This is a genomic window from Aestuariibaculum lutulentum (assembly GCF_032926325.1).
GTDB lineage: Bacteria > Bacteroidota > Bacteroidia > Flavobacteriales > Flavobacteriaceae > Aestuariibaculum > Aestuariibaculum lutulentum.
This window is the reverse complement of record NZ_CP136709.1, coordinates 3,266,028-3,290,157: the sequence shown is the minus strand read 5'-3', so window position 1 is coordinate 3,290,157 and position 24,130 is coordinate 3,266,028. Positions and strand designations below refer to the sequence as shown.

At 35.8% G+C, this 24,130-nt stretch carries 25 protein-coding genes; 11 read left to right on the top strand and 14 right to left on the bottom strand.

The genetic code is table 11. The features are described 5' to 3' along the window. Positions 1–15: 15 nt before the first annotated feature. Positions 16–465, bottom strand: coding sequence for a carboxypeptidase-like regulatory domain-containing protein (locus R1X58_RS13925; protein ID WP_317292992.1), 450 nt, complete (start codon positions 463–465; stop codon positions 16–18). A 359-nt stretch (positions 466–824) separates the two neighbouring features. On the opposite strand from R1X58_RS13925, the gene R1X58_RS13920 reads away from it, so the two are divergent. Continuing rightward, positions 825–1,466, top strand: a complete 642-nt coding sequence (locus R1X58_RS13920) for a DUF6266 family protein (RefSeq protein WP_240575415.1) — start codon at positions 825–827, stop codon at positions 1,464–1,466. Positions 1,467–1,495: 29 nt separating this feature from the next. On the opposite strand, the gene R1X58_RS13915 is transcribed toward R1X58_RS13920, so the two are convergent. From R1X58_RS13915 to R1X58_RS13905, 3 genes are all read right to left on the bottom strand, one after another. Beyond that, complete coding sequence (locus tag R1X58_RS13915; RefSeq protein WP_240575414.1) at positions 1,496–3,307, bottom strand: prolipoprotein diacylglyceryl transferase; 1,812 nt, start codon at positions 3,305–3,307, stop codon at positions 1,496–1,498. Positions 3,308–3,497: 190 nt separating this feature from the next. Further along, positions 3,498–4,127, bottom strand: coding sequence for a dioxygenase family protein (locus R1X58_RS13910; protein ID WP_240575413.1), 630 nt, complete (start codon positions 4,125–4,127; stop codon positions 3,498–3,500). Positions 4,128–4,279: 152 nt separating this feature from the next. After that, the gene (locus tag R1X58_RS13905) at positions 4,280–4,831 is read right to left on the bottom strand and encodes a DUF4251 domain-containing protein (RefSeq protein ID WP_240575412.1); all 552 of its coding nucleotides are present in this window, start codon (positions 4,829–4,831) and stop codon (positions 4,280–4,282) included. 117 nt (positions 4,832–4,948) lie between these two features. Here R1X58_RS13905 and R1X58_RS13900 point away from each other — a divergent pair, with 117 nt between their 5' ends. Further along, the gene (locus tag R1X58_RS13900) at positions 4,949–5,767 is read left to right on the top strand and encodes a DUF1853 family protein (protein WP_240575411.1); all 819 of its coding nucleotides are present in this window, start codon (positions 4,949–4,951) and stop codon (positions 5,765–5,767) included. A gap of 39 nt (positions 5,768–5,806) precedes the next feature. After that, positions 5,807–6,709 (top strand): EamA family transporter, encoded by a 903-nt coding sequence (locus R1X58_RS13895; RefSeq protein ID WP_240575409.1) that lies wholly within the window; start codon positions 5,807–5,809, stop codon positions 6,707–6,709. Positions 6,710–7,002: 293 nt separating this feature from the next. On the opposite strand, the gene R1X58_RS13890 is transcribed toward R1X58_RS13895, so the two are convergent. The 6 genes from R1X58_RS13890 to R1X58_RS13865 form a co-directional block, all read right to left on the bottom strand. After that, positions 7,003–7,614 (bottom strand): Crp/Fnr family transcriptional regulator, encoded by a 612-nt coding sequence (locus R1X58_RS13890; protein ID WP_240575408.1) that lies wholly within the window; start codon positions 7,612–7,614, stop codon positions 7,003–7,005. 197 nt (positions 7,615–7,811) lie between these two features. Next, positions 7,812–8,858, bottom strand: coding sequence for a glycosyltransferase family 9 protein (locus tag R1X58_RS13885; RefSeq protein ID WP_240575406.1), 1,047 nt, complete (start codon positions 8,856–8,858; stop codon positions 7,812–7,814). Positions 8,859–8,940: 82 nt separating this feature from the next. Further along, positions 8,941–9,786: a DMT family transporter gene (locus R1X58_RS13880; RefSeq protein ID WP_317292991.1), complete on the bottom strand. Its 846-nt coding sequence runs from the start codon at positions 9,784–9,786 to the stop codon at positions 8,941–8,943. Beyond that, complete coding sequence (locus tag R1X58_RS13875; RefSeq protein WP_240575402.1) at positions 9,776–10,690, bottom strand: EamA family transporter; 915 nt, start codon at positions 10,688–10,690, stop codon at positions 9,776–9,778. The genes R1X58_RS13880 and R1X58_RS13875 overlap by 11 nt, the downstream gene beginning before the upstream one ends. 27 nt (positions 10,691–10,717) lie before the next feature. Next, on the bottom strand, positions 10,718–11,170 hold the full coding sequence (locus R1X58_RS13870; RefSeq protein ID WP_240575400.1) for a cold-shock protein: 453 nt from the start codon (positions 11,168–11,170) through the stop codon (positions 10,718–10,720). Positions 11,171–11,339: 169 nt separating this feature from the next. Then, positions 11,340–12,902 (bottom strand): DEAD/DEAH box helicase, encoded by a 1,563-nt coding sequence (locus R1X58_RS13865; RefSeq protein WP_240575392.1) that lies wholly within the window; start codon positions 12,900–12,902, stop codon positions 11,340–11,342. 172 nt (positions 12,903–13,074) lie between these two features. Here R1X58_RS13865 and mgrA point away from each other — a divergent pair, with 172 nt between their 5' ends. Continuing rightward, a complete protein-coding gene (gene mgrA, locus R1X58_RS13860) occupies positions 13,075–14,088 on the top strand; it encodes an L-glyceraldehyde 3-phosphate reductase (RefSeq protein WP_255802998.1) in 1,014 nt (337 codons plus the stop codon). 2 nt (positions 14,089–14,090) lie between these two features. On the opposite strand, the gene R1X58_RS13855 is transcribed toward mgrA, so the two are convergent. Then, positions 14,091–14,768, bottom strand: coding sequence for a hypothetical protein (locus R1X58_RS13855; RefSeq protein WP_240575390.1), 678 nt, complete (start codon positions 14,766–14,768; stop codon positions 14,091–14,093). Positions 14,769–15,019: 251 nt separating this feature from the next. Between R1X58_RS13855 and R1X58_RS13850 the strand changes: the two genes are divergently transcribed. Beyond that, positions 15,020–15,577, top strand: a complete 558-nt coding sequence (locus R1X58_RS13850) for an ExbD/TolR family protein (RefSeq protein WP_240575388.1) — start codon at positions 15,020–15,022, stop codon at positions 15,575–15,577. A 6-nt stretch (positions 15,578–15,583) separates the two neighbouring features. On the opposite strand, the gene R1X58_RS13845 is transcribed toward R1X58_RS13850, so the two are convergent. From R1X58_RS13845 to R1X58_RS13835, 3 genes are all read right to left on the bottom strand, one after another. Then, positions 15,584–15,985: a 3D domain-containing protein gene (locus R1X58_RS13845; protein ID WP_240575386.1), complete on the bottom strand. Its 402-nt coding sequence runs from the start codon at positions 15,983–15,985 to the stop codon at positions 15,584–15,586. 86 nt (positions 15,986–16,071) lie between these two features. Continuing rightward, on the bottom strand, positions 16,072–16,548 hold the full coding sequence (locus R1X58_RS13840) for an Hsp20/alpha crystallin family protein (protein WP_240575385.1): 477 nt from the start codon (positions 16,546–16,548) through the stop codon (positions 16,072–16,074). Between the two features lie 137 nt (positions 16,549–16,685). After that, positions 16,686–18,662, bottom strand: coding sequence for an alpha-ketoacid dehydrogenase subunit alpha/beta (locus tag R1X58_RS13835; protein WP_240575383.1), 1,977 nt, complete (start codon positions 18,660–18,662; stop codon positions 16,686–16,688). Between the two features lie 148 nt (positions 18,663–18,810). Here R1X58_RS13835 and R1X58_RS13830 point away from each other — a divergent pair, with 148 nt between their 5' ends. The 6 genes from R1X58_RS13830 to R1X58_RS13805 all read left to right on the top strand — a co-directional run bounded on the left by R1X58_RS13830 (position 18,811) and on the right by R1X58_RS13805 (position 24,057). Further along, entirely contained in the window at positions 18,811–19,761 is a 951-nt protein-coding gene (locus tag R1X58_RS13830; protein ID WP_240575382.1) for an isopenicillin N synthase family dioxygenase, read from the top strand. Positions 19,762–19,765: 4 nt separating this feature from the next. After that, positions 19,766–20,095, top strand: a complete 330-nt coding sequence (locus tag R1X58_RS13825) for a translation initiation factor (RefSeq protein ID WP_240575381.1) — start codon at positions 19,766–19,768, stop codon at positions 20,093–20,095. A 3-nt stretch (positions 20,096–20,098) separates the two neighbouring features. Continuing rightward, on the top strand, positions 20,099–21,028 hold the full coding sequence (locus R1X58_RS13820) for a DUF1835 domain-containing protein (RefSeq protein ID WP_240575380.1): 930 nt from the start codon (positions 20,099–20,101) through the stop codon (positions 21,026–21,028). 1 nt (position 21,029) lies between these two features. Further along, positions 21,030–21,899, top strand: coding sequence for a nucleoside phosphorylase (locus tag R1X58_RS13815; protein WP_240575374.1), 870 nt, complete (start codon positions 21,030–21,032; stop codon positions 21,897–21,899). Between the two features lie 13 nt (positions 21,900–21,912). Continuing rightward, positions 21,913–22,767, top strand: a complete 855-nt coding sequence (locus tag R1X58_RS13810; protein ID WP_240575373.1) for a substrate-binding domain-containing protein — start codon at positions 21,913–21,915, stop codon at positions 22,765–22,767. 96 nt (positions 22,768–22,863) lie between these two features. Continuing rightward, the gene (locus R1X58_RS13805) at positions 22,864–24,057 is read left to right on the top strand and encodes a 3-oxoacyl-[acyl-carrier-protein] synthase III C-terminal domain-containing protein (RefSeq protein WP_240575371.1); all 1,194 of its coding nucleotides are present in this window, start codon (positions 22,864–22,866) and stop codon (positions 24,055–24,057) included. The last annotated feature ends 73 nt before the right edge of the window (positions 24,058–24,130 follow it).

Sequence of the window (24,130 nt, the reverse complement as noted above, 5' to 3'; positions counted from 1 at the left end):
AGTATTTTCATTCAATTATTTTGGCCAATTCGGTTCGAACTTTCGAATAACACAAGGTTTTTCGGTTTCAAAAATTCCTTTTTTATAAGCTTGATGGTGCAATTCGGTTAATTTTTCAAATTCTTTTTTTCGAAGTCTGTCAACTTTTCTAGGAGACATAAAATCGTAAGTAGAAGCCAAAAATAAAATTAGTTCTAGGTTTTCACATTCCGATGGAACTGTAACAACTGCCCATTCATAGCCCACTCCAGCAAAAATCAATTTACTCGTTTCATTAGGTACTTTAATTTGGAAATACCCATTCAAGTCAGTTTGTCCGATTTTGATTGTGTCTTTGTCGAATATTGTTATTCCAATGGCACTTTCTGAAAATTGGTCAATAGTTTTTCCTCTTAGAGTCCGTTGTCCAAATACAGAGAAGAAGCTAAAAAATAATGATATAAAAAATACTGTTTTAATTCTCAAAGTTTTCGGTTTTTCATATTGTTGCCAATATGTGCATAAACACACTGGTGTGTTTATTTCTATTATATATACAGCCAAATATACATAAATACCTACAAGAAATTGTCTTTATTTAAGAAAATACACATTTAATTGAAACGCCTGTTTTAGGGGTTTCCTTCGAGTCATGTTCGATATTCCTTTGGGAATCCTTCGGTAAAACCCTTATTTTACGAAGAAAACCCGAGGAATTCCCGAAGGAAATACGAAGTAAACTCCTGAAAAGCACATTTTACATATTTAAAATCTTACAAAAAAATTTAATTAGTCAGTTTTTTCTTTGTATATTTAATTTCAGTAACCCCTTAATAATCAAACTCATGGCAACATACCAACAAGGTGTTTTAGGCGATTTCTCAGGAAAAGTAGGGACTGTAATTGGCAGTCGCTGGCGCGGTAAAGCAGTGTTACGATCGCTACCCAACAAGTCGCAAAAACCACCAACACCAGCCCAACAATTGCAACGCAATAGATTTAAATGTATCCACAGCTTTTTAACCCCCATTAAAGACCTTTTAAATGAGACCTTTGGAGCACCTGTAAAAAGTAAATCGCGATACAATCTGGCGTTTTCGTATCACTTAAAAGAAGCTACCATTTTTAATGGTGTAGACTTTGAAATACAGTATAACAAAGTTTTATTAAGCATGGGGCCGTTACGTGGTTTAGAGAGTCCCTTGGTGACACATCCGGAAACAGGTCATCTCCATCTGCAATGGGCAGACAACAGTAATCAAGGCATGGCCTACCACGATGATGAACTTTTGGTTGTGGCCTATGCCCCGGCGCTTAAACTATTCTCTTGTTTTACACATATGGCACGCCGTACTGATGGCGAATGCCTGTTGGATTTTGAACCGGTTTTTCACGGGCTTGAAGTTGAGCTTTGGGCAGGATTTACCAATAGCAATAAACAGCTAAGTGCAACCAGTATGTATTTAGGGAATTATACCGTACAATAGCCCGTAATTATATTATTGTATGATTCTTACTATTTGGTTTTATGTCCAAATCTGTAATTTAACGAGAATACCACCTTGCTGCTTGTTTTATCATCAAACGGGATATAAAAATCTTCCTTAAAAATGTACATGATATTAATGCCAAACTGCTCGGTTATTAAGGCTTCTGCCGATATAAAGCTGGTGTCTAAATTTAATATATAACCGTAACGAAGACTGTAATTATCGCTTATACCAAATCCGGTACCCGCACTTGCTCTGGAGTATAAGGTTGGAAAAGCAGTAGGGTACATAAATCCGTAATTATAATCGATATCGAAGTATTTTTTAGGTCCAAGACGCACATAAAACTCCGGCAGAATGGTGTAGGTCTTACTGGCATCGCCTATGTTACTCTCGTCTATGGTTTCATCTTTATTCAGACGGAGATTACCTAGCTGGAAACCGCCGCCTCCACCCAACCACTTACCATCTACTTTGAAATACGGATTCACGGCATATATAAAATCAGATTCCTTAATATTTGCTGAAAGATTATGGCTTTTTATAGTTCCGGCCGAAAGATTTGCGCCGTAGGTAATTCTGCTTTTCTCTTTTTCGGTAACAAACGAATAGCCACCGCCTACAATGCTGTAGGTTTGTTTAAAATACTGACTATCGTAGGTCGTGCCACACTCCCCTGCCTGCGGATTATAACGTACCTCATTACTGAAATCGCCAAACGAACCGCCAAGATCTACCCTGTGATACTGTTTAATAACCGGTTTGTGATTCGGAATGGATTGAGCAAAAACGTAAACCGGCATGAGTAGTACGATGCTTGTTACCCATCGATAGGCTTTTAAACGCTGGTCGGTGTATAAATAATAAGCTGAAAGTACAATAGCGGGTAAAAACTTAATCCAGATAACTGTTAATTCGTAAACAGACAGCAATTCTTTAAAGGTATAGAGCCCCAATGATATTAAGATGATATATATAAAATCGGCATGCAGAAATGGGGTATTCTGACGCCCTTTTACCAACTCAATTTTCAGATATTTTTCATAAATTAATAATAGTAGCGCAGCTATCAAACTATACAAAAGCATGCTCCACTGATACCAGCGTAGTCCAAAATAATACACATTATTAAACTGGGAACCATTAGGATCTCTGAAAAACTCAATAAAAAAACGCATGACAAAGAACAGCGTTAAGCCTGATAGAATGGCTGTAAAATTTTTACGCCAGTACTTATGGGTTTTGAAAACCATATACCCAATAAAAAATAATGCCAGACTTTCGTATAGCTGCACCGGATGCACCGCTAAAGACATCGCCATATCCGGCTCTATAAGTCCTTCTGCCCACTGATTAAAATGAGCATGCGTGCCTACAGGATACTTTACTGTCCACAAGGCATGAGTAGGCACACCATAACAACAACCGTTAAACAAACAGCCGAATTTTATAATCCCTAAAGCTATCGGGCCTAACCACGCATATAAATCGAGCATAGGACGGTTGAACCCAAAAACACGCTGAGATATAATCAGCCCCATTAAGCCAAATAACAAGCCTCCTACAGCCGAGCGATTGTTGAATGTTGTTACAGGCGACTGTATAGCTGTTAGCCAGTCCCCGACCGGAATGGTAAACAACCTGGATCCCAATACCGTAAACAGCGAGATGGTGGTTAGCATGAGTAATACCGATCGCAAATGATACCCACGTTTAACACTTTTGTAAATCACCATCAGGTAAATAAACACAAAAGCCAATACATAAAACAGTTTGAAGTAAAACCGAGGATGATCGATAGTCATGTCCATATTTAATGCATTTATTAAATAGGCCATTTCAAGACCATGTGTTCTTAAAATGAAAAGTAAACAGGTAGTTGGTTAAAGTCGGCTATTAAATTTAACAAATTATACCGACATATCCTCCTGAAAAACAAAAATTAAACGATTGTATAATGGCTGTAAACACAAAAAAAAGCAGGCAACCAAAGGTTGCCTGCTTGTTATTCGATTAACAGAGTAAAAACTATTGAGCCAAAATATCAACACCTTTTTTAAGGGTGATGTCTTTAGTGGCTACCAGCATGCCGTCCTTCATTTCTAAACGTAACATACTTTTAACCGCTTCGGCTCTGCAGGACAACGTTAACTCTGGAATTAAAGGGTCATCATTAAAGAAGAACGACGATAATCCCTGTTCTGGTTTTCCAGGTACTTTAACGATCCTGTGAATTTGTTTTAGCTCCTTTTCTCCTAAATATTTACCCGGCATAAAGGTATAAAAGGTATATTTTCCATCGGCATCGGTTTTAATCCATGCACGGTGGTGAACATAACGTTTACGGTTACTATCGCGTTTCATAACGTAGTCTCCGTCTTCATCGGGTTGAAAAATAAATAAAACCACATCTTTAGCAGGTGTTACACCATCACTTTCGTAAATGGTACCGGATATTTTAAGCTTGTTTGGTTTTTCAGCAAAATCCGGAATGGTATCGGTGTTATTCAGTTGGTGATCCGATAATAAATATATAGGGCTTTCTTTTTTGTAATTAGGTGGTACATCGTCTAAAATACTTGTTGATTCCTGAGCATAACTCAAAGTACCAGCTAATATGAAACAAGCGATGCATAATGAAGAATAAAGGGCTTTCATAGTAAGGCTTAAATAAATTATTGAGATTAAAACTAAATATTTAAACCTATTTGTAATAAAATACTATACGAACGCTTTATTTAAACGATAAACGGTTAGAATACCTTTGAATTTCTGGTAAAAAAAGAGGCTCCCATCGGAGCCTGTATAACTTAGTCTTCTTCCTTTTTGGCAGATACTTTTCCAGTATACTGTATGGGCGTTCTGGTATTTCCTGTAAGGGTCATGGAGCTTTTCATATTAGGAAACAAATCGACAGATACGGTAAAGTTTTCATTATTGCTTTTTGCATCAAAATTAATAGTATAACCACTGTGCTTATTTGCTTTAACACGATAGTCTTCTACTAATCCTTTAAACTCGATACTGTTATCGGTACCACCATAGGCAGCCCCCATTCTACGTTCCCCGAAATAAGGTAAATAACTGGTAATGCTATCGCCTTCTAGTTTTAAAAAATTAGAATTACCTATTAAATTCACCCCTCCACCGCCGCTTCCTGGCTGCATTAACGGGGAGTTTAATACCTGCGACATGGCTGCTGTTATTTGAGGGTAAGCCCAATCGGACTCTATATAAAACGTTTTACTGTCTACCAGCTTTTTTAAGGCTTCAATTTCGGCTGGTGTAGCTGCGGTTTGCGTACTTCCGCAGGATATAAGTGTAAGTGTGAATAGGCTAAGAACGAATGTAAGAGCTTTCATAATATAACATCTGTTTAATTGATATTCTAAATTACAAAAAAAAAGGAATTTTCCCTAACATGATTTCATTCGCCTGTGCTTTGTTGGTCGCTATAATTCCTTTACATTAGCAATACTATGCATCACAAAACCAAGGAAACACAACTGCAGTATCAGGGTTATGCCAATACACCCCTGCTTTGGAATGATCGGAAGGTATATAATCTGAAACAGCTGGAATTTACTTCGGAAACAACAGAGCGATTTACTGAAGTTTTACCTGATACTATGCGTTTGGGAAAACGGGTGGAGCGTTTTGTTAGTCATGAGTTGTCTCATGATGCCAGCATTGATATTCTCGCCGAAAATATACAAATACAACAGGATAAATTAACACTTGGCGAATTAGATGTCTTGTTACTGCATAATAACCAGCCTGTACATCTGGAAATTGTGTATAAATTTTACCTGTATGATGCCCGTGTGGGTGCCTCTGAACTGGAGCATTGGATTGGTCCTAACCGTAGCGATACATTAGTAAAAAAACTGGATAAACTTAAAGATAAACAATTACCACTTTTGTTTAATTCGCATACAATGCCCGTTTTAGAACGCCTGAATTTGACTCCTAACGATATTCTGCAACGGGTTTGGTTTAAAGCGCAGCTGTTCACGCCTTATCAGGATTATGACATAGCGTTTAATTTACTTAATAAAGCCTGTTTAAAAGGCTTTTATATCAGACCATACCAACTTAAACTTTTTGTTGATTGTAAATTCAATATACCAAACAAAATCAACTGGTTACAAGAAATAGAAGTTCGTGTTAACTGGTTAAATTATAATGCATTTTTTGAAGCTGTTAGTGTTATAATAAACAACAAAACATCCCCGCTTTGCTGGTTGAAATTCCCCAACGGAAATATCCAAAAGTTTTTTGTGGTTTGGTGGGATTAACACTCGTATAAAACGCCTTAAAACCTTACCTTTGCGGCCATGTGGATGTATCTTGGGCTGCTTGCAGCATTATTTTTAGGCTTACATAATTTATGTAAAAAACACGCCGTTCAAGGCAATGAAGTATTTCCGGTACTTTTTGGTACCATTCTGGCTGGATTTTTATTATTACTACCCTGGTTTGTTCTGTCGAAAGTCAATCCTGCTTTAGCAAAAGACATCGGGTTGTACATTACCGATATTCCTTTAGCTAAACATGGTTATATTTTTATAAAGTCGGGCATTATGGCGGCTTCATGGATTTTGGCTTATCAGGCACTAAAACATTTACCCATTACCATCGTGACTCCTATTCGTTCGGCTGGTCCGTTTTTCACGTTTATTGGTGCTATTTTGATTTATAGGGAACAACCCACATTTACGCAATGGATTGGTTTCTTCCTGATTATTTTTTCGGTGTTTTTATATTCTAAAATCGGAAAAAAAGAAGGCATACATTTTAAAAGCAACAAATGGATTTTCGCTATCGTTGGCGCTACATTTTTAGGGTCATCAGCCGGATTATATGATAAATTCCTGATTCAGAATTTAAGTTTAGAGCCTCAAACCTTACAGTTCTGGTTTTGTTTATACACCACATTAATTCTGTTAGGGGTTTTGTGCGTTACCTTTTTTCCGAATGCTGAAAAACGTAAAGCATTTAAATTCCGGTGGACGATTCCAGCTGTTGGAATCCTGCTGCAAATGGCAGATTACTTCTCATTTAAGGCATTACAAGACCCGGATGCATTAATTATGCTGCTTTCAGCTATAAAACGCAGTCAGATTTTAATTGCCGTAGTTATTGGCGGATTAATATTCAGGGAACAAAACAAACGCAAGAAACTTATTCCGTTGGTAGGTATTATGCTTGGGGTAGCCTTAATACTCTATTCGAAGTAAGGATCGCAAAAAACTTAAAGTACTGTTTTACTGAGTAATGCTTTTTTTACTGTGTCTTTGCCCGAAGTGATACCCTATACCTAATCCCAACCCGAAGGTTACAATAAGTATAGTTGAGGAGGTGATAACTAAAGATACCATAATCAAAAAAATTAAAAAGTTAGTAGGTTAAGTCTTCTGTTTAATAGCAAAACAAAAGGGTGTAGATATTAGCAATTTACACTACAATAGTATTGCGTTTTCGTTAAATATGACAGAAAAATTGGTCTAAAAACATATTCTCTTGACATATGTCAAGATTCCATTTCGTTAGCAAAATCAACCTGATGTGCCTTTAAAATACGACTAAACGTTTCCGGTCTCATACTTAACATATTAGCTAAAAACTTATGAGGAGCCCGATTTAAAAGAAAAGTATTTCCGTTAGACACAAAATGATCAAAGCGTCCTTTAGCCGATGGTATTCGAGATAACAGGGTTCTGTTTTCGGCATGAATATAATATTCGATAAGTAATATATTGAAAATCTGAACCATCTCAGGAAACTTGCTTAAAGCCACTTGAAAATCGTTGTAAGCCAGATATTCCACATAGGTATCTTCCACAGCCTGCATGTTTTCTGAAGCCGGAATATGCTTAAAAAAACCGGTGATAGAGGTTACTAACTCGTTATCGGTACTTAACCAGGTGGTAATCTCGTTATTCTCAATGTTATGATAACCACGAATCATCCCTTTCTTTATGAAATATAATTTATCGCATAAAGAACCGCATTCGTTTAATAAAGTTCCTTTTTTATATAAAGCATGTTTGACATGCTGCTGATAAAAAGACTTAAATTCATTTGATAAGGGACATATTTTTTCTAAAAAATACAGAGAGAAAGATATTTTTTTGCCATTCATAATTCAAGGGTAAACTTCAAACCTAAAAGTAGACAAAAGTCAGTAATAATCAAGCTTAATTAATAAATCTATAGTGATTATAAATTAGGTTACCATGTGACCTGATAACAAAAAAATGGTTCTAATGCGTTAATTGCAATAGAACCATATACTTATATTAAGAACACCAGAAGATGTTTCTATGAATTGATTTAAGCTTAATCCAGAATTTTATGGATACTCTGCATCCAGTCATCAATTGTAGTGTTATTGGTATTAATGGCTATGTTGCCATTTCCATAAGGCCCGTACTTTTCTTCATCGGTTACAGAGAAGAACCCAACGGTAGGCGTCAAGGAAGCTGCTGCAAGATGCATCACACCATTATCGGCTGCAATGAAAATAGCGGTATTATGAAGCACCCCACCCATTTCACGAATGTCCTTACTGTAAAAGTTAGGTGCTTTAAAATTAACCCGTGAGATATTTTCAATAGGTAGCATTTCAATAATATTATACTCCGGAAACTCTTTTAATAAACGTTCGTAAAAAGCCTCCCACCACTCATAAGAATAACATTTGGCACCAGTAGCATTTGTGTAGATGCATATGGTTGGTTTTTTATTTTTAATAATGCCGTCTAAAATGGTTTTTCCATTTGCAATTTCGGCATCGTTTAATTTAATATTTAAAGTTGGCAAAGAACGCTCCGGCATGACCACGCCCAGGTTTTTCAAAAAATAACGTAAGTTATAAATGGTATATTTTGAAATGTGTCTGTGATCGGGATGTGTTGTTTTTATATCTTCATTTACATCGCCATACACTTTAAACTTGGCTCTTGAAAGATCGGTTAACAAACGGCCTGAAGAAGAATCTTTATCGCCGTTAATCACCAAATCGTAAGATTTCTGTTTTATCGATGCCCAGCTTTTTGCGTATTTATATAAGTTATTGAAAGGCTTTCTCGGTAACTGAATAATTTTATCAACTTCAGCATAGTTTTCAAACACCGGAAAAGCGACACCTCCTTTTACAAACAAGTCAATTTTACAGTTCGGAAAGCTTTGAATCACTTCCTGCACAATAGAGGTTAATAATATCTGATTCCCAAGTCTGTGGTTAGGCCTGATGATTAAAACCCGCTTAATTTCTTCCGGATTTAACGAACCATATTCAGGCTCCTTATAAGAACTCCCTACATTTTTAGTAATGCTGTGCATTACCTTTCTTCTAACGTTGTTTACTGCTATTTTAAATGACATGCGCTACCTCGTTTTTATTTAAAGGCGAACAAAAGTACCAATTTGAATGCTTTAGAACAAGAATAAAACCAGTAATACAGTTCTATTTGATGTATTTAGATTTGTACCAGACATTTAACACCAAGCCACCAATGATTAATGCTATTCCCAGCAGATTCCAGATGGTATACACTTCCTGAAACAACATCACCCCTATGGTTGCTGTAAAAACCACCTCTATGTATTTTAATGGCGCCACAATATTGGTTGATGCCGACTGAAATGCCTTGGTCATGTAGATCTGACCGATATAACCAAAAATACCTAATGAGAATAAAAAAGGCCATTCTGTAGCTTTAGGCGTTACCCAGTTACCAATAGAAAGTACGCCTCCTAAAATAGTTGCTGTTACCATAAAATAATTTACGATAACCGCAGGATGTTCACGCTTACCTATTTTACTGATGATAATATACACCAGGCCACTTAAAACAGCTGCTATGAGTACCAGTATTAATCCGTAACTATTGATATGGCTGTCTAACCCTTTTAATACAATAACACCTATAAATGAGACAATGAAGAACAGCCACTGTAAAGGTTTTACCCTTTCACGAAGTAAAAACACCGCCATAATAGCTGCAAAAATAGGTGCCGTGTATCGTAAAGACACCGCCGTACCAATTGACAGATATTTAACCGACATAAAAAACAGCAACATAGATGTTGCACCAACTACAGAACGCGCAATAAGCAAGCCATTATGCTTGCCTATAATGGGAATCTTATTTTTTAATAAAAATCCGAAGGTGAAAAACAATGATCCTAAAGATCGGAAAAATACAATTTGATAACTGTTAACATCTTTTAGATACTTTACCGTAGCGTTCATGCAAGCGAACCCCAGGGTACTAATTACCATGTATTTTAATGCTTTTTTAACGTCCAAAAGGTCTTAGTTTTATTTTTCGTTTGGTGGTTATAAAATACACCCCGGTTAATAATATGGCTGCGGCAATTATGGTTTGAGCACTAATGGCTTCATCCAGAACCAACCAACCTAAAAATATAGCGATAACCGGATTTACATAAGCTGAAGTGGATACCTTTTCCGGTGATACCACTTTAAGTAAATAATTAAAAGCGGTAAAGGCCACAACACTTCCAAAAATGGCAAGCAACAACATAGACCACATAACCGGAGTGCTCCAGTTATTGGGTGCTACCCAGGTTTCATCTAAGGTTAAGCTCGTTATAACCAGCATTACGCCCGAAGCTATCATTTGGTATGCGGTACTTACAAAATAATTGGCTGGCAAGTCGGCTTTTGAAACAAAAATACTGCCGTAACTCCAACTTAATACACAGGTTAGAATCATAAACATGCCTAGCAGAGTACCTTCCTGGGTTACGAGTTCATTCTGGCTTACCAAAATATACATCCCGACCACACCTAAGATCACCCCGATAACAGAATTAGATTGCATCTTTTTACCATCGATTAGCTTCAAAAGCAACAAAACAAACAATGGTTGCGTTGAAGCTTCTAAAGCGCCAAAGCCACTATCAACATATCTTAAGGCCCAAACAAACACACCATTACCATACACCAGAAATAGAAATCCGGTAATAATAGAATTAATTAACTGTCTTCGGGTAATAGCCAAAGGCAACTTCATCAGTTTTGAAATCGCAAAAATGATAAGTCCTGCCAATGTAAAACGAAAGGACGCTAAAAAAAAAGGTGGTAATTCGGAAACGGCTATTTTGTTTAACAGATAGGTAGAACCCCAAATCACGTAAATAGCAAAAAATGCCAATACAATTAAAACAGTTTTACGAGGTATACTCATAAATACACAATTAGTTCTTATTGCAAATTATATTTTTTTAACTCTGACAGCGTTCATGCCTTTAGGTCCGCGTTCCAGCTCGTAAGTTACCTTGTCATTTTCAGAAACAGGTTCGAGTAAACCACTAACATGAACGAAATATTTTTCCTGATTAATACTGTCTAAAATAAATCCGAAGCCCTTAGAGGTGTCAAAAAATGATACTTTACCTTCTTTAGCAGCCGGCTCCTCCTCTTCGCGTTCTTCCTTCTTTGGAATTCCCACCTCAATACTTTCCAGGTCTATTTGCTCTTTTAGTTGTGGATTTGGTGGCGTATCAGTTAAATTGCCGTTATGATCTACATAGGCGAACTGAATTCCTTTAGGGTTTTCCTTCGCTTCGATCTTGCGTGCTTCTTTCTTCTTCTGCTTTTCCTCGCGCTTTTTTAAACGTTTCTTTTCTTTTTCAATTTTGTTATAAGTAACCTGAGATTTTGCCATAAATAATTCGTTTTAGATTAATACTGAATGTTACAGTGAATTTTTATGAAAAACCTAAACCAAGACCACTGAAAAAATGGAAAAATTAAATAAAAATTGCCTAACAAACTTACATGGCGTAAAGGTACATTTATTTTTTTTTCGTTTTAACAATTATTGTAAGATATATTTAATCTTCCGGCGGATATCCATGAATATCTTCAAATACCTCGTCAAAATTATGACGTAAATACGAGTTTAATTTCTTACGGTAATCGTCTTTTAACCACTCTACAAAGTTATAGGTGCTTTTACTAATGCACTTGGTGTAACGCTGAATTCTGAAGTCGATATCATCTCCTAACATCTTCGCTAAACCAATAGCATCATATACATCTTCACTATTCTCAATACATATTCTGGCGTGTTGCTCAATAGAACGTTCTAAAACTACTTTTGAAGACTCCCCGCTTCTAATAGAATCTACGTATGTTTTCTGAATATCGAAATACACTTCGTCGCTCTTGCCAAACTCTTTACGTAAATCGTCCGGCATTTCGTAACGGAAATTACTTTCTAACTCTTCATCACTTATAATAGAATCTAAGTAATAATTAGGTGATTTAAAGATACGTTGCCAGTCTAAATTATCTCCCCAAGGTCCGAAACGGTAGAAGTTATTACCTAAATCGATAACAGTAAACTTGGTTTTGTCTTTTAATATACGAGACCCACGACCAATCATCTGGTAATATAAAGTTAACGATTTGGTTGCACGGTTAAGAATGATACTTTCTACCGACGGCTCATCGAAACCAGTGGTTAAGATACTAACCGAGGTTAAAATAGCATCCGGCGTATTCTTAAACCATTTTAAGATTTGAGCTCGCTCTTTCTTTGTGTTTGTATTGTCTAAGTGTGCAATTGGGTAACCTGCCCTTTTAAAGGTATCGTAAACATGCAACGACGTATTAATACCATTATTAAAGATTAAGGTCTTTTTCCCTTTTGAACGCTCTTCATAAGCTTGTAATAACTTCGATAACATATCATCGGCTGTATACAGATCTTCAGAAGATTTTACCGTATAATCACCATTAGCACCAACCACTAAGGAGGTTAAACCAACGTTATACGTATACATGTCAGCACGTGCCAAGAATCCGTTTTCAATTAACGATTCAATGCTTTCACCAACAATTAACTCATCGTAATTGTCGGTCATCGGTAATTCTATACTTGAACTTAAAGGTGTTGCCGTAACACCTAGAATAAACGACTGACTAAAAAACTTAAATAATTTAGTAAATGAGTTGTAGTGTGCCTCATCAATAATTACTAAACCAATATCTGAGATATCAAGTTTATTGTCATTTAAACGGTTATTTAAAGTTTCAACCATAGCTACAAAACAGCTGTAGTTTGCCTGATCGCTTAAATCTGCCTTACTATCAACCACTTTGTTTTCCACAGCAAACTCGGTAAGCATTCTTGATGTTTGTCTGCAAAGCTCAATACGGTGTGTCATAATTAACACCTTCTTGTTGTGGTTTTTTAAATACTGTCTAACGATTTCAGAAAATATAACCGTTTTACCACCACCTGTTGGTAATTGGTATAATAAGTGGTAATCATCGCGCGATTCATCAAAAGCCTTAAAAATTTTATTTATGGCTCCCTTCTGATAACTATATAAATCTTTCCCTGCTTTACGCTCTTCTTGTTCTAATTCTGCTTTCGATGTAATAGACATGTAATTAACTTTTAGGCGTGCAAAAATAACACCTTTGCAGGGTTTATGACGAATAAATGATGGAAAAATTTAGAAGTTTTTATTTATTCTAATCTTCAATAAGATACATTTAACAAATGCTAATTATGAAAAGAATTTTATATTTACGAGCAAACTAAACAAATACAGATTTATGCAAATCAACGACAAAAGCCAGACCAATGCCTATTACGCCGACGAAAATCGTTACGACAACATGACCTATAATCGCACTGGAAAAAGTGGTGTGTTGTTACCGGCTCTATCGCTAGGTTTGTGGCATAATTTCGGATTTGTAGATAGTATTCAAAACGGACGCGATATTTTAAGAACAGCATTCGATTTAGGAATTACCCATTTCGACCTTGCAAACAACTACGGACCACCTTATGGTTCGGCTGAAGAAAATTTCGGAACCATCTTCAAAAAAGATTTTAAACCATATCGAGACGAATTATTTATTGCCACAAAAGCAGGTTACGACATGTGGCCGGGACCTTATGGCAACTGGGGTTCAAGGAAATATTTAATATCAAGTTTAGACCAAAGCTTGAAGCGGATGAATCTTGATTATGTTGATGTATTTTACCATCACAGGCCAGATCCAGAAACACCTCTTGAAGAAACTATGGGAGCCTTGGCCGATATTGTTCGACAGGGAAAAGCTTTATATGTAGGTATTTCTAATTACAAACCAAAAGAAACAGCTGAGGCTGCAAAGCTTCTTAAAGCACTGAATACCCCTTTTATTTTGCATCAGGCACGTTACTCAATGTTTGACCGTTGGGTTGAAGACGGTTTATTAGATACGTTAAAAGATACCGGTGTGGGATGTATTGCCTTCTCGCCTTTAGCACAGGGTATGCTTACCGATAAATACTTAAAAGGGATTCCTGATGGTTCAAGAGCAGCTAAAAATTTAACGTATTTACAATCTGAAACCGTAAACGAGAACATTGAAAAAGTAAAAGCTTTAAATACCATTGCCGAATCCAGAAATCAAAAATTATCACAAATGGCATTGGCATGGATTTTACGTCAGCCACAAGTCGCTTCTGTATTAATTGGAGCTAGTTCTTCCAATCAATTAAAAGAGAATGTAAAAGCTTTAGATAATTTAGAATTTAGTAAGGAGGAACTTGAAGCTATTCATCAAATTCTCAAATAGCATTATTCCTTTACAATAATAATACTGGCCTTAACGCCTGTAGCAAGATTCCAACGGTTACCTGAAATTAGGTTTTCCTGATCGTCCACCACTCTGAATTCAGCCGTGTTTGGACCAGATTCACCTTGATTTAAGGCTACAAAGTCTATTTTATTAAGTCCAGGTCTTAAATCGATTTTAACACCCTGGTAACCGCCATTTAAATATACTCTGGCTTTAATCACGTCGTCGTTCACACGAACCTGAATAATATCACCGTCAACCGCACCGTGATCGCGATACACCACGTTCACAAACTTCGAATTGCTTTTAAAATCACCAAAATACTGATCGGTTTTACTACCGTTTAACTGCTCTACTTCTTCAGGTGTTAATTTTAAATCAGCTATATTTTTATTAATTTGCTTCGTGTATAACTCACCCGGATTTCCGAATTCTTCTTCAAATAATGAAAATGATTTTTTTGGAGTATTCAAACCTGTAGCAGTGACATCGGGAACATTTAAGTTTCCAAACACCACAGGATCTTCTTTCTTTTCCTCTGGTAATATCGTTTTAGACTCCGTTTCCTTTTTGGTTTCAACTGCAGGAATAGCCACAGAAGTTTTTCTGCTATCCAATTGCGCGTGGACGGATAACGATATAAAAAATAAAATAATATATAACGAAACTAACTTCATTGTCATTTAAATAATTGGGGGTTCGCCTAAACGTTTCGGTTTATAATACATTCAAATATATTTCTTAAAATTTAAACCGCCATGTTCAATACCATATTTTGCATTGATTTAACAAAAATCATTCCTGTTTTCTTGAAAAACCAATAAATTTCCCCTTTAAAATCATTAATCTCAATTAATCCTTTCATTTTCTTTGGTTTATGGTATTGTTTTTGTGAGGTATTTATCATATAACCTCTAAACATTTTCTTATGCGACTTTCAAAACAACATCCTGAAGTTAATGCCGGTTCTATGGCAGACATCGCCTTTTTATTACTTATTTTCTTTTTAGTAACTGCTACTATCTCATCTGATGAAGGAATTAATCGCAAACTTCCTGCGGACTGTCCGCCTGGTTCAGATTGTGAAAGTGTGATTCCTGAACGCAACTTATTTCGTATTTCAATTAATAATAAAGACGAAATTATGGTGGAAAACGAAATTATCGATTTAGACGAACTGAAAGATTTAACCAAATTATTTATAGATAACAATGGAGACGGATCTTGCCATTACTGTACGGGGATTAAAAACCCTAAAGGCTCTGATAATCCATCTGAAGCCGTTATTTCTTTATTAACACATCCACAAACCACTTATAATCGGTTTATTGAGGTGCAGGACAGACTAACTGCCGCCTATTATGAACTGAGAAATGATTATTGTTTAAATGTTTTAAATAAACCCGCAAACGAGTTAACTGCAGAAGAATTTAAAAAGGTAAAAGAAGCTTACCCGTTTATTATTTCGGAAGCCGAAACAAAATAAAATCCACTATTCATCAATAAGCTCGCCATAAGCAATGGAAACCGTTCGTCTACCCCAGGCTTTGGCAGCTTTTACATCAGTTCCCATATAGATATCAATCTTGTTTTTCCAGCGCGCAGGCATTCGGTCTTTCACATAATACACGCCTTCAAGCCCTTTTATTCTCACAGGCGTATTATATTTAAGACCTTTAGCGTAAAGGTCACTTGAAACCGCTATAACTTTTATTCCCGGTTTTAAACTATCACCAAATGCTGTAATTCTGGGCTTGGAATTCGTTTGCGATTCTACAGAATTATAGGCCGTGGCCGTCACAGTTAAATCATGCCAAATATAATCATCCTGCACATCGTAAGACATTAAAGTGAATGACAATAACAAAAGAATAAATAAAGAAAAAGTTCTCAAAATCAGTTATATTTTACTAAATATACGAAAAACTATAGCTTATGGATGCTTAAAAAAAAGAGAGCTTTGTAGCTCTCTTTTTTTATTTAGGAAATATCTATTTTCTTTACGGGCTTAACTTTGGCTTCTTCCTTTTTAGGCAGATGAATTTTTAATATACCATCATTATATTCAGCTTTTATACCTTCCGTATTCACAGAGTCTGGAATGGTGAAGGTTCTTTTAAATGAAGAATAACCAAACTCTCTGCGTGTATAACGTTCGTTTTCATTTTTATTTTCAACCTTAGACGCTACACCAATAGACAAAACATTATTATCCATGTTAATGTCGAAATCTGATTTTTTAAGTCCTGGCACAGCCATTTCTATAGTAAAATGGTCCTCAGAATTCTTGACATTTACGGCAGGTAAAGACATGCCTGTGTTAAAATTAGGCATAAATTCCGTTCCTAATCGGCTGCCTAAAATATCATCAAACCAAGATGTTAAATTCGGTAATAAATTAAAGTTAGAGTCTGAAATTTTATTACCATTTTTAGTTGTTGGAATTAAAGTACTCATAACTATTCTGTTTTTTATTGTTAAACATATCATTTCAATACATGTTTAAACAAAAAAAATACCAAGCTATTTTACCTGAAAAAATTTCATAAAACCTGACAAATTTTCATCTTAAAAACTTGAAATCAAACACTTTACTAATAATTCACCAATTCAAAAAGCGATTTTTCAAAGCGTGATTTGGCAAGATATTGTGCTTCTAAAGCCTTGTTAAACGGAATAGGCGTATCTAAACTTGCTACGCGTTTAATTGGCGCATCCAAATATTCAAAACAATGTTCTGCTATCAAAGCAGAAAGATCACTGGCAATACCTCCAAATAAGGAATCTTCCTGTAAGATAATAACACGACCTGTTTTTCTGACCGATGTATAAAGGGCGTCGATATCCAATGGCTGTAGTGTTCTTAAATCTATTAAATCGGCTTGAATATGCTGAAGCTTTTCTAAAACATCTAATGCCCAGTGCACTCCTGCTCCATAGGTGACAACAGATACCTGCTCCCCTGTTCTAATAAATGATGCTTTTCCAAATGGTAAGGTGTAATAATCTGTAGGCACATCTTGTTTTATGGTACGATACAATGCTTTATGTTCAAAAAACAACACTGGATTCGGATCGTTAATTGCAGTATTTAACAAGCCTTTAGCATCATACGGAAACGCAGGGTAAACCACTTTTAATCCCGGAGTTTTAGTGAACCAGGCTTCATTGGTTTGTGAATGAAATGGTCCGGCACCAACCCCTGCTCCACAAGGCATCCTTAAAACAACATCGGCAACTTGTCCCCAGCGATAAAAACTCTTCGCTAAATAATTAACTACCGGATTAAATCCTGAAGATACAAAATCGGCAAACTGAAGCTCAACCACACTTTTTATACCAGCTATTGATAAGCCCATGGCTGTTTCGATAATAGCGGATTCGCAAATCGGTGTATTACGTACACGTTCCTTTCCGAAAGCTTCAACGAAGCCTTCAGTGATTTTAAAGACGCCACCGTATTCTGCAATATCCTGCCCCATAATCACCAGATTGTCATGATGTTGCATGCTTTGTTTTAAACCTTCGGAAACAGCATCAACGAATCTCATTTCTTGATTTTCATGACTTGATTCAACTAATTGAAAATCAAAACTATGATAAACATCATTCAATTCATTACTTAAATCAGGAGTAATATCATCTTCATCAAAAGCCAACTGCAAATTATCAGTAATTTCTTTTGTGAAATCCGCCTTGATAACGTCAATTTGTTCTTCATTTAAAACACCAGAATCTTTCAAAAAGCGCTCATAATTTTCAACAGGATCTTTTTCCGCCCAGGCATCCATAAGTTCTTGAGGAACGTATTTCGTTCCGCTAGCCTCTTCATGCCCCCGCATTCTAAACGTCTTAAATTCAATTAAAACCGGACGCGGATACTCCCGAACACTTTTAGCTATTTCTGAAACTTTGGTGTAGACTTCAATAATATTATTTCCATCCACAATATGCGATTCCATACCATAACCAACGCCACGGTCTGCAATATTTTCGCAGCGATATTGCTCGTTCGTTGGTGTGGAAAGTCCATATCCATTGTTTTCAACACAAAACAACACTGGTAATTGCCATACTGAAGCGACGTTTAAAGCTTCGTGAAAGTCTCCTTCACTGGTGCCACCTTCACCTGTAAAAACAGCTGTTACCTGTTTTTTATTATTCAATTTAGATGCCAAAGCAATGCCATCAGCAACACCTAATTGTGGACCCAAATGCGAAATCATCCCAATAATCTTGTACTCCTGAGTTCCAAAATGAAATGAACGATCACGCCCTTTGGTAAACCCGGACACCTTACCTTGCCACTGCCCAAACAAACGATATAAAGGTATATTTCGAGTGGTGAAAACCCCTAAATTTCTATGCATGGGTAAAATGTATTCTTCGGCATCTAGAGCCATCGTTACGCCAACTGCAATCGCCTCTTGCCCAATACCTGAAAACCATTTACTAATTTTTCCCTGACGCAGTAAAACAAGCATTTTATCTTCTATTAATCGAGGTTTCAAAAGCGCTTTGTAAAGTTCAATTTGCAAATCAGGATTCAGAAATTCGGTGTTAAATTCCATAGATAACAAGTGTAATTAAGTGTCGTTTAGCGGTTTGATTTTAATCAAATATAACATAAATTTAGTGGTTGATAAACAAATTTCATTACTCTAAACTTAGCAATGTTTTTGTACATTTGTATAGAGTCATATTTTAAAAAAATCCCACATGAATGTAATTCCAAGTGTAGATTTATCCGATTTTATTTCGGGTGATGCTTCCAGAAAACAAAAATTTGTTGATGCCATAGGTAAAGCTTACGAAGAGATTGGTTTCGTTGCTTTAAAAGGTCATTTTCTTGATGACACCTTAGTTGAAAATCTGTATACAGAAGTTAAAAACTTTTTCAGTTTACCGCTTGAAACCAAACAGAAATATGAAATACCTGGCATAGGTGGCCAACGTGGTTATGTGTCTTTCGGAAAAGAAAGTGCAAAAGGTAAAAAAGAAGGTGATTTAAAGGAATTCTGGCATTTTGGACAATATGTGGAAGATGACGACAAATTAAAAGCTGAATATCCGGACAACGTTATTGTTGAAGAATTACCTGAATTCAATAAAGTTGGCAAAGAAACCTATCAAATGCTGGAGAAAACCGCTAAATACGTGTTACGTGCTTTAGCACTTCATTTAGGTTTAGAGGAAACTTATTTTGATGGGTATATTCACAATGGTAATTCTATTCTTCGCCCAATTCACTATCCCCCAATTACCGAAGAACCAAAAGAAGCGGTTCGAGCTGCAGCCCACGGAGATATTAATTTAATTACTTTGTTAATGGGAGCTCAAGGACGTGGTTTACAGGTACAAAACCACAAAGGCGAATGGATTGATGCTATTGCCGAGCCCGACGAATTAATGATTAATGTTGGAGATATGCTTTCCCGACACACTAACAATAAACTAAAATCGACCATACACCGCGTGGTAAACCCACCAAAAGAACTTTGGGGTACTTCGCGCTACTCTATTCCGTTTTTTATGCACCCTATTAGCGGTATGAAATTAGATGTTTTAGACAGTTGTGTAGACGAAAATACACCTAAGGCATTTGAAGATATTACTGCAGGTGAATTTTTAACGGAACGTTTAATAGAGTTAGGACTTATCAAAAAATAAAATAATGGATTTACAAGACCAGTTAAAAAATCTGTTTCCAGATCACGTGTCTGAAGACCCTATTGAAGAAACTCCTGAAGGAAATGATATCTGGATGCAAGATGACCCTTTAATTTGTAAATACGAAAAACGTAAAGGCAAACCCATAACTATTATAGAAGGTTATACCGGAGCTACAAGCGATTTTAAACTATTAGCCAAAGATATAAAAACGGCTTTAAGTGTTGGTGGAAGTTTTAAAGATGATAAAATCATTATTCAAGGCGACTACCGCGACAAAATCATGCAAATGCTTAAAGACAAAGGGTTTCTTGTTAAGCGTGTTGGCGGATAATTAATGAGTGAAACTTCGCTACATATTACCAACGGAACTGTTTTAACCAATCGTTTAAATGAGTTAAATATAGACGGGACAATGCTTACCTGGCAGGAAATGTTATGCGAAGGACCAACGGTTGAACAGGTATATTCCAAGGAGTTTTACGAGCTTAGAAAACAATTCTTCAATGACTTCTATCAAATCGATTTAGAAATTGAAAAGATAAAATCAGCTTTAGATCTTCTAAATCACACCGAAGATTTTACAGAAATTATCCTTTGGTTTGAATACGACTTATTTTGCCATATTAACATGATAGCGGTAATCAGTTTAATTCAGCAAAAAAAAATAAAACTTCCGCTCTATTTGGTATGTAGTGGTCGGGTAAAACGAAGTGAAAACATGAAAGGTTTAGCCGAATTAACCACCGGGCAGTTATTAAGACATTACAACAACAAAGTAAAATTAACTCCCGAAGATATCGATTTGGCCCGCACCGTTTGGAATATTTATTGTGGAAAAGACCATAATTTACTCAAGCCTTTTATTGTAAAAAACTCCTCATTCGACTATTTAAGCAGTTGTTTAAAAGCCCATTTAGAACGCTTTCCCGCAACAAAAGATGGCTTAAACAATTTAGAAAGAAATATTCTTGAGATAGTTAGAGATATCGAAGTGAATTCAACGAATCATTTACTGGGATATGCCCTGCATTTTCAAGGGTTTTACGGTTATGGTGATTTACAGCTTTTGAGAATTATAGGCAACCTTATGGTTTATATTGACGTTCATAAAGACAAACTAATCCTTAACCGAAAGGGACATGAAGTCTTATTGGGAACGCATCGTTATCTTTCTGAACTTGATAATCGTATGGTTTTTGGTGGTGTAAAAAAAATGGATTTTCAATTTAACAGCACCATCAACCGATTAGTAAAAAACGCATAACATGAGTATTAAAGCATCCGAACTTATACTAAATCCAGATGGTAGTGTTTATCATTTGAATTTAAAACCAGAACACATTGCTGAGACTATTATTTTAGTCGGTGATCAGGATCGGGTTGACAAAGTATCTAAACACTTCGACGCTATTGAATTCAAAACTCAAAAGCGCGAATTCAAAACTCATACCGGGAATCTTAATGGAAAACGTATTTCAGTAATCTCCACAGGTATTGGTCCCGATAATATCGACATTGTTTTAAACGAATTGGATGCTTTAGTCAATATAGATTTAGAAACCCGATTACCAAAAACAAATTTAACATCGCTAAACCTGATTCGTATTGGAACATCAGGAGCATTACAAGCTTCTATCCCTGTAGATAGTTTTGTTTTGAGCTCTGCAGGTTTAGATATTAACGGTATGCTTCACGCCTATCAAATGGAAAATATATGCAACCCTGATTACGAAGCAGCCTTTATAAAACATACCTACTGGAGCACAAATAAAGCACGTCCTATACTTGTTAAAAATAGCGAATCATTAGAAAAAAAGTTAATTGATGACAATATTTACAAAGGTGTTACACTTACGGCAGGCGGATTCTACGGACCTCAGGGCCGCGTTCTAAGACTGCCGCTCCAAGATCCTGATTTAAATACGAAAATTGACAGCTTTAGTTTCGACGGATATCAAGTAACTAATCTGGAAATGGAAACGTCCGCCATTTATGGTTTATCGAAACTTTTAGGACATCACGCAGTGTCCTTAAATGCTATTATTGCCAATCGCGCTACAGGAGATTTTAGTAAAAACCCTTCCGAAACCATAGAAAAACTCATAACTTATACACTTAATAAAATTTTAGCATAAACGTAGAGGATTCATGAAGAAAGTAACTATTGGCGGTGTACCTGAACATTTCAATTTACCCTGGTATTTAACCTTAAAAAACGGAGAATACAAAGAGAAAGGGATTAATCTGCGTTGGAACGATTATCCTGGAGGTACCGGTGCCATGTGTAAAGCGTTACGTGAAAAAGAAATTGATATTGCCATAATCCTTACAGAAGGTATTATTAAAGATATTATTGAAGGAAACCCCAGTAAGATTGTACAAACATTTATTCAAACGCCTTTAAACTGGGGAATTCATGTAGCTCATGATTCACCCTATAAAACCGTTCAAGATTTAAAAGGCACCAAAGCAGCAATTAGCAGGTATGGTTCGGGCTCTCATTTAATGGCTTATATCAATGCTGAAAACCACAATTGGGACCTAGAAAACGATTTAGATTTTGAAGTTATAAGAGATTTAGAAGGCGCTATTGAAGGTTTAACAGATGGTACTGCCGATTATTTCATGTGGGAAAAATTTACCACTAAACCCATTGTGGACAGAGGTGTTTTCAGAAATATTGGCAACTGCCCTACACCCTGGCCATGTTTTGTAATTGCTGTTCGTGAGGATTTTATAGAGAATAACAAGGATGACTTAAAAACGATTTTAGACATCATCAACAACAACACTGCTGATTTTAAAGCTATTCCAAATATAGATAAAACCATTGCCAATCGTTATGAACAAAAATTAGAAGACGTTCAGGAATGGTTAAGTATCACCGAATGGTCCCAAAGTTTAATTAATGAGGAAACTGTTATGAATACTCAAAAAGAACTTCATGCCTTAAATATTATTTCAGAAATAGTGTCTTATGACACATTAACCAGACAGATATAATTTTTTAATCTCCGATATTCACTAAAAACCAGCATTTTAACAATAGTAGCAACTCAGAATTTCGTAACTTTATGATAACGAGTAAACTATTTCGACATGAATGCTATTATCCTCTCTAATTTCCATCCAATTCTGGTTGGAAAATTAATAAATCAAGACTTAATTAATCAATACACTAAATTTTTATATCACTTCTTTCAAAATACAAAATCGAATAAAAATATAAGTTTTAAAGAAGTCTCGGAGCATGTAGATAAATATGCCATTTCTTCGGCTAATATAGAAAAGCGTCAAGTATTACTTTTCGATGAAATAGAGACATTTATAGCAAAAGAAATGGTTAACACAGACCCCTCTAAATACATCTTTCCAAAAGGATTTGAATTTTTAGAAGATAGCCACTATGGTCCAAAAATAGAGATGCGTATGGATTGGTTTAAAACAAAATTAGGGCATGTTTTTAATAAGTTCTATGAATACATCGCAAACAAACCTGAGCATATTATACATGTAACTTGTTCTGGCTATTCTTCTCCCAGCTTGGCTCAGGAAGCTGTAATAAATCGAGATTGGAATGATGTAAAGGTTACTCACTCGTATCATATGGGGTGTTATGGAGCTTTTCCAGCTATAAGAACAGGTTCAGGGTTATTATCATTGAGTGATACTAAAGGTCGTGTAGATATTATCCATACAGAATTGCTCTCGGTTCATTTGAATTTAACAGAATTTTCAGCGGCCAATACGATGATTTGTTCATTATTTTCAGATGGATTTATAGGTTATTCTCTCTATGACGAAAATCTCTTTTATAAAGAAGGGATTAAAAACAATAGAGCCGGTTTAAAAATTCTCGCCTCACATGAAGTTATTATTCCTGATTCCCTAGAAGATATGACCTGGGATTTAGGAGAATATAGTTTTTTAATGACTCTTTCTAAACGTGTGCCTGTTTTTATCAGAAAGAATATTAAGGAGTTTATTATAGCCATGTGCAACAAAATTGGTTTAGATTTTGAATCTGAAAAAGAATCCATTTATTATGCTATTCATCCTGGGGGACCAAAAATTATTGATTATGTCGTAAATGAATTAAATATTGATAGTAATAGAGCGCATTGGTCGTATGATATATTAAAACATAAAGGAAATATGTCTTCTGCGACTGTACCTCATATATTTCAAAAAATTATAAATGACCCTGAAATTAAAGTCAATACAAAAATTATCGCCATAGCTTTTGGACCTGGACTAACAGCTACCGGGTTGTTACTTGAAAAGATCGCGTAATTTATATTATAAAGATTTCAAACTTTTTATTGCTGTTTTTTAAAGCTACAATACTTTAATAAACAAATAGTAA

What these genes read in the sequence shown, in the direction of transcription:
- R1X58_RS13920 (WP_240575415.1), top strand. Translation starts at nt 825, where the DNA reads ATGGCAACATACCAACAAGGTGTTTTAGGCGATTTCTCAGGAAAAGTA.
- R1X58_RS13915 (WP_240575414.1), bottom strand. Translation starts at nt 3,307, where the DNA reads ATGGCCTATTTAATAAATGCATTAAATATGGACATGACTATCGATCAT.
- R1X58_RS13910 (WP_240575413.1), bottom strand. Translation starts at nt 4,127, where the DNA reads ATGAAAGCCCTTTATTCTTCATTATGCATCGCTTGTTTCATATTAGCT.
- R1X58_RS13905 (WP_240575412.1), bottom strand. Translation starts at nt 4,831, where the DNA reads ATGAAAGCTCTTACATTCGTTCTTAGCCTATTCACACTTACACTTATA.
- R1X58_RS13900 (WP_240575411.1), top strand. Translation starts at nt 4,949, where the DNA reads ATGCATCACAAAACCAAGGAAACACAACTGCAGTATCAGGGTTATGCC.
- R1X58_RS13895 (WP_240575409.1), top strand. Translation starts at nt 5,807, where the DNA reads ATGTGGATGTATCTTGGGCTGCTTGCAGCATTATTTTTAGGCTTACAT.
- R1X58_RS13890 (WP_240575408.1), bottom strand. Translation starts at nt 7,614, where the DNA reads ATGAATGGCAAAAAAATATCTTTCTCTCTGTATTTTTTAGAAAAAATA.
- R1X58_RS13885 (WP_240575406.1), bottom strand. Translation starts at nt 8,858, where the DNA reads ATGTCATTTAAAATAGCAGTAAACAACGTTAGAAGAAAGGTAATGCAC.
- R1X58_RS13875 (WP_240575402.1), bottom strand. Translation starts at nt 10,690, where the DNA reads ATGAGTATACCTCGTAAAACTGTTTTAATTGTATTGGCATTTTTTGCT.
- R1X58_RS13870 (WP_240575400.1), bottom strand. Translation starts at nt 11,170, where the DNA reads ATGGCAAAATCTCAGGTTACTTATAACAAAATTGAAAAAGAAAAGAAA.
- R1X58_RS13865 (WP_240575392.1), bottom strand. Translation starts at nt 12,902, where the DNA reads ATGTCTATTACATCGAAAGCAGAATTAGAACAAGAAGAGCGTAAAGCA.
- mgrA (WP_255802998.1), top strand. Translation starts at nt 13,075, where the DNA reads ATGCAAATCAACGACAAAAGCCAGACCAATGCCTATTACGCCGACGAA.
- R1X58_RS13855 (WP_240575390.1), bottom strand. Translation starts at nt 14,768, where the DNA reads ATGAAGTTAGTTTCGTTATATATTATTTTATTTTTTATATCGTTATCC.
- R1X58_RS13850 (WP_240575388.1), top strand. Translation starts at nt 15,020, where the DNA reads ATGCGACTTTCAAAACAACATCCTGAAGTTAATGCCGGTTCTATGGCA.
- R1X58_RS13840 (WP_240575385.1), bottom strand. Translation starts at nt 16,548, where the DNA reads ATGAGTACTTTAATTCCAACAACTAAAAATGGTAATAAAATTTCAGAC.
- R1X58_RS13835 (WP_240575383.1), bottom strand. Translation starts at nt 18,662, where the DNA reads ATGGAATTTAACACCGAATTTCTGAATCCTGATTTGCAAATTGAACTT.
- R1X58_RS13830 (WP_240575382.1), top strand. Translation starts at nt 18,811, where the DNA reads ATGAATGTAATTCCAAGTGTAGATTTATCCGATTTTATTTCGGGTGAT.
- R1X58_RS13825 (WP_240575381.1), top strand. Translation starts at nt 19,766, where the DNA reads ATGGATTTACAAGACCAGTTAAAAAATCTGTTTCCAGATCACGTGTCT.
- R1X58_RS13820 (WP_240575380.1), top strand. Translation starts at nt 20,099, where the DNA reads ATGAGTGAAACTTCGCTACATATTACCAACGGAACTGTTTTAACCAAT.
- R1X58_RS13815 (WP_240575374.1), top strand. Translation starts at nt 21,030, where the DNA reads ATGAGTATTAAAGCATCCGAACTTATACTAAATCCAGATGGTAGTGTT.
- R1X58_RS13810 (WP_240575373.1), top strand. Translation starts at nt 21,913, where the DNA reads ATGAAGAAAGTAACTATTGGCGGTGTACCTGAACATTTCAATTTACCC.
- R1X58_RS13805 (WP_240575371.1), top strand. Translation starts at nt 22,864, where the DNA reads ATGAATGCTATTATCCTCTCTAATTTCCATCCAATTCTGGTTGGAAAA.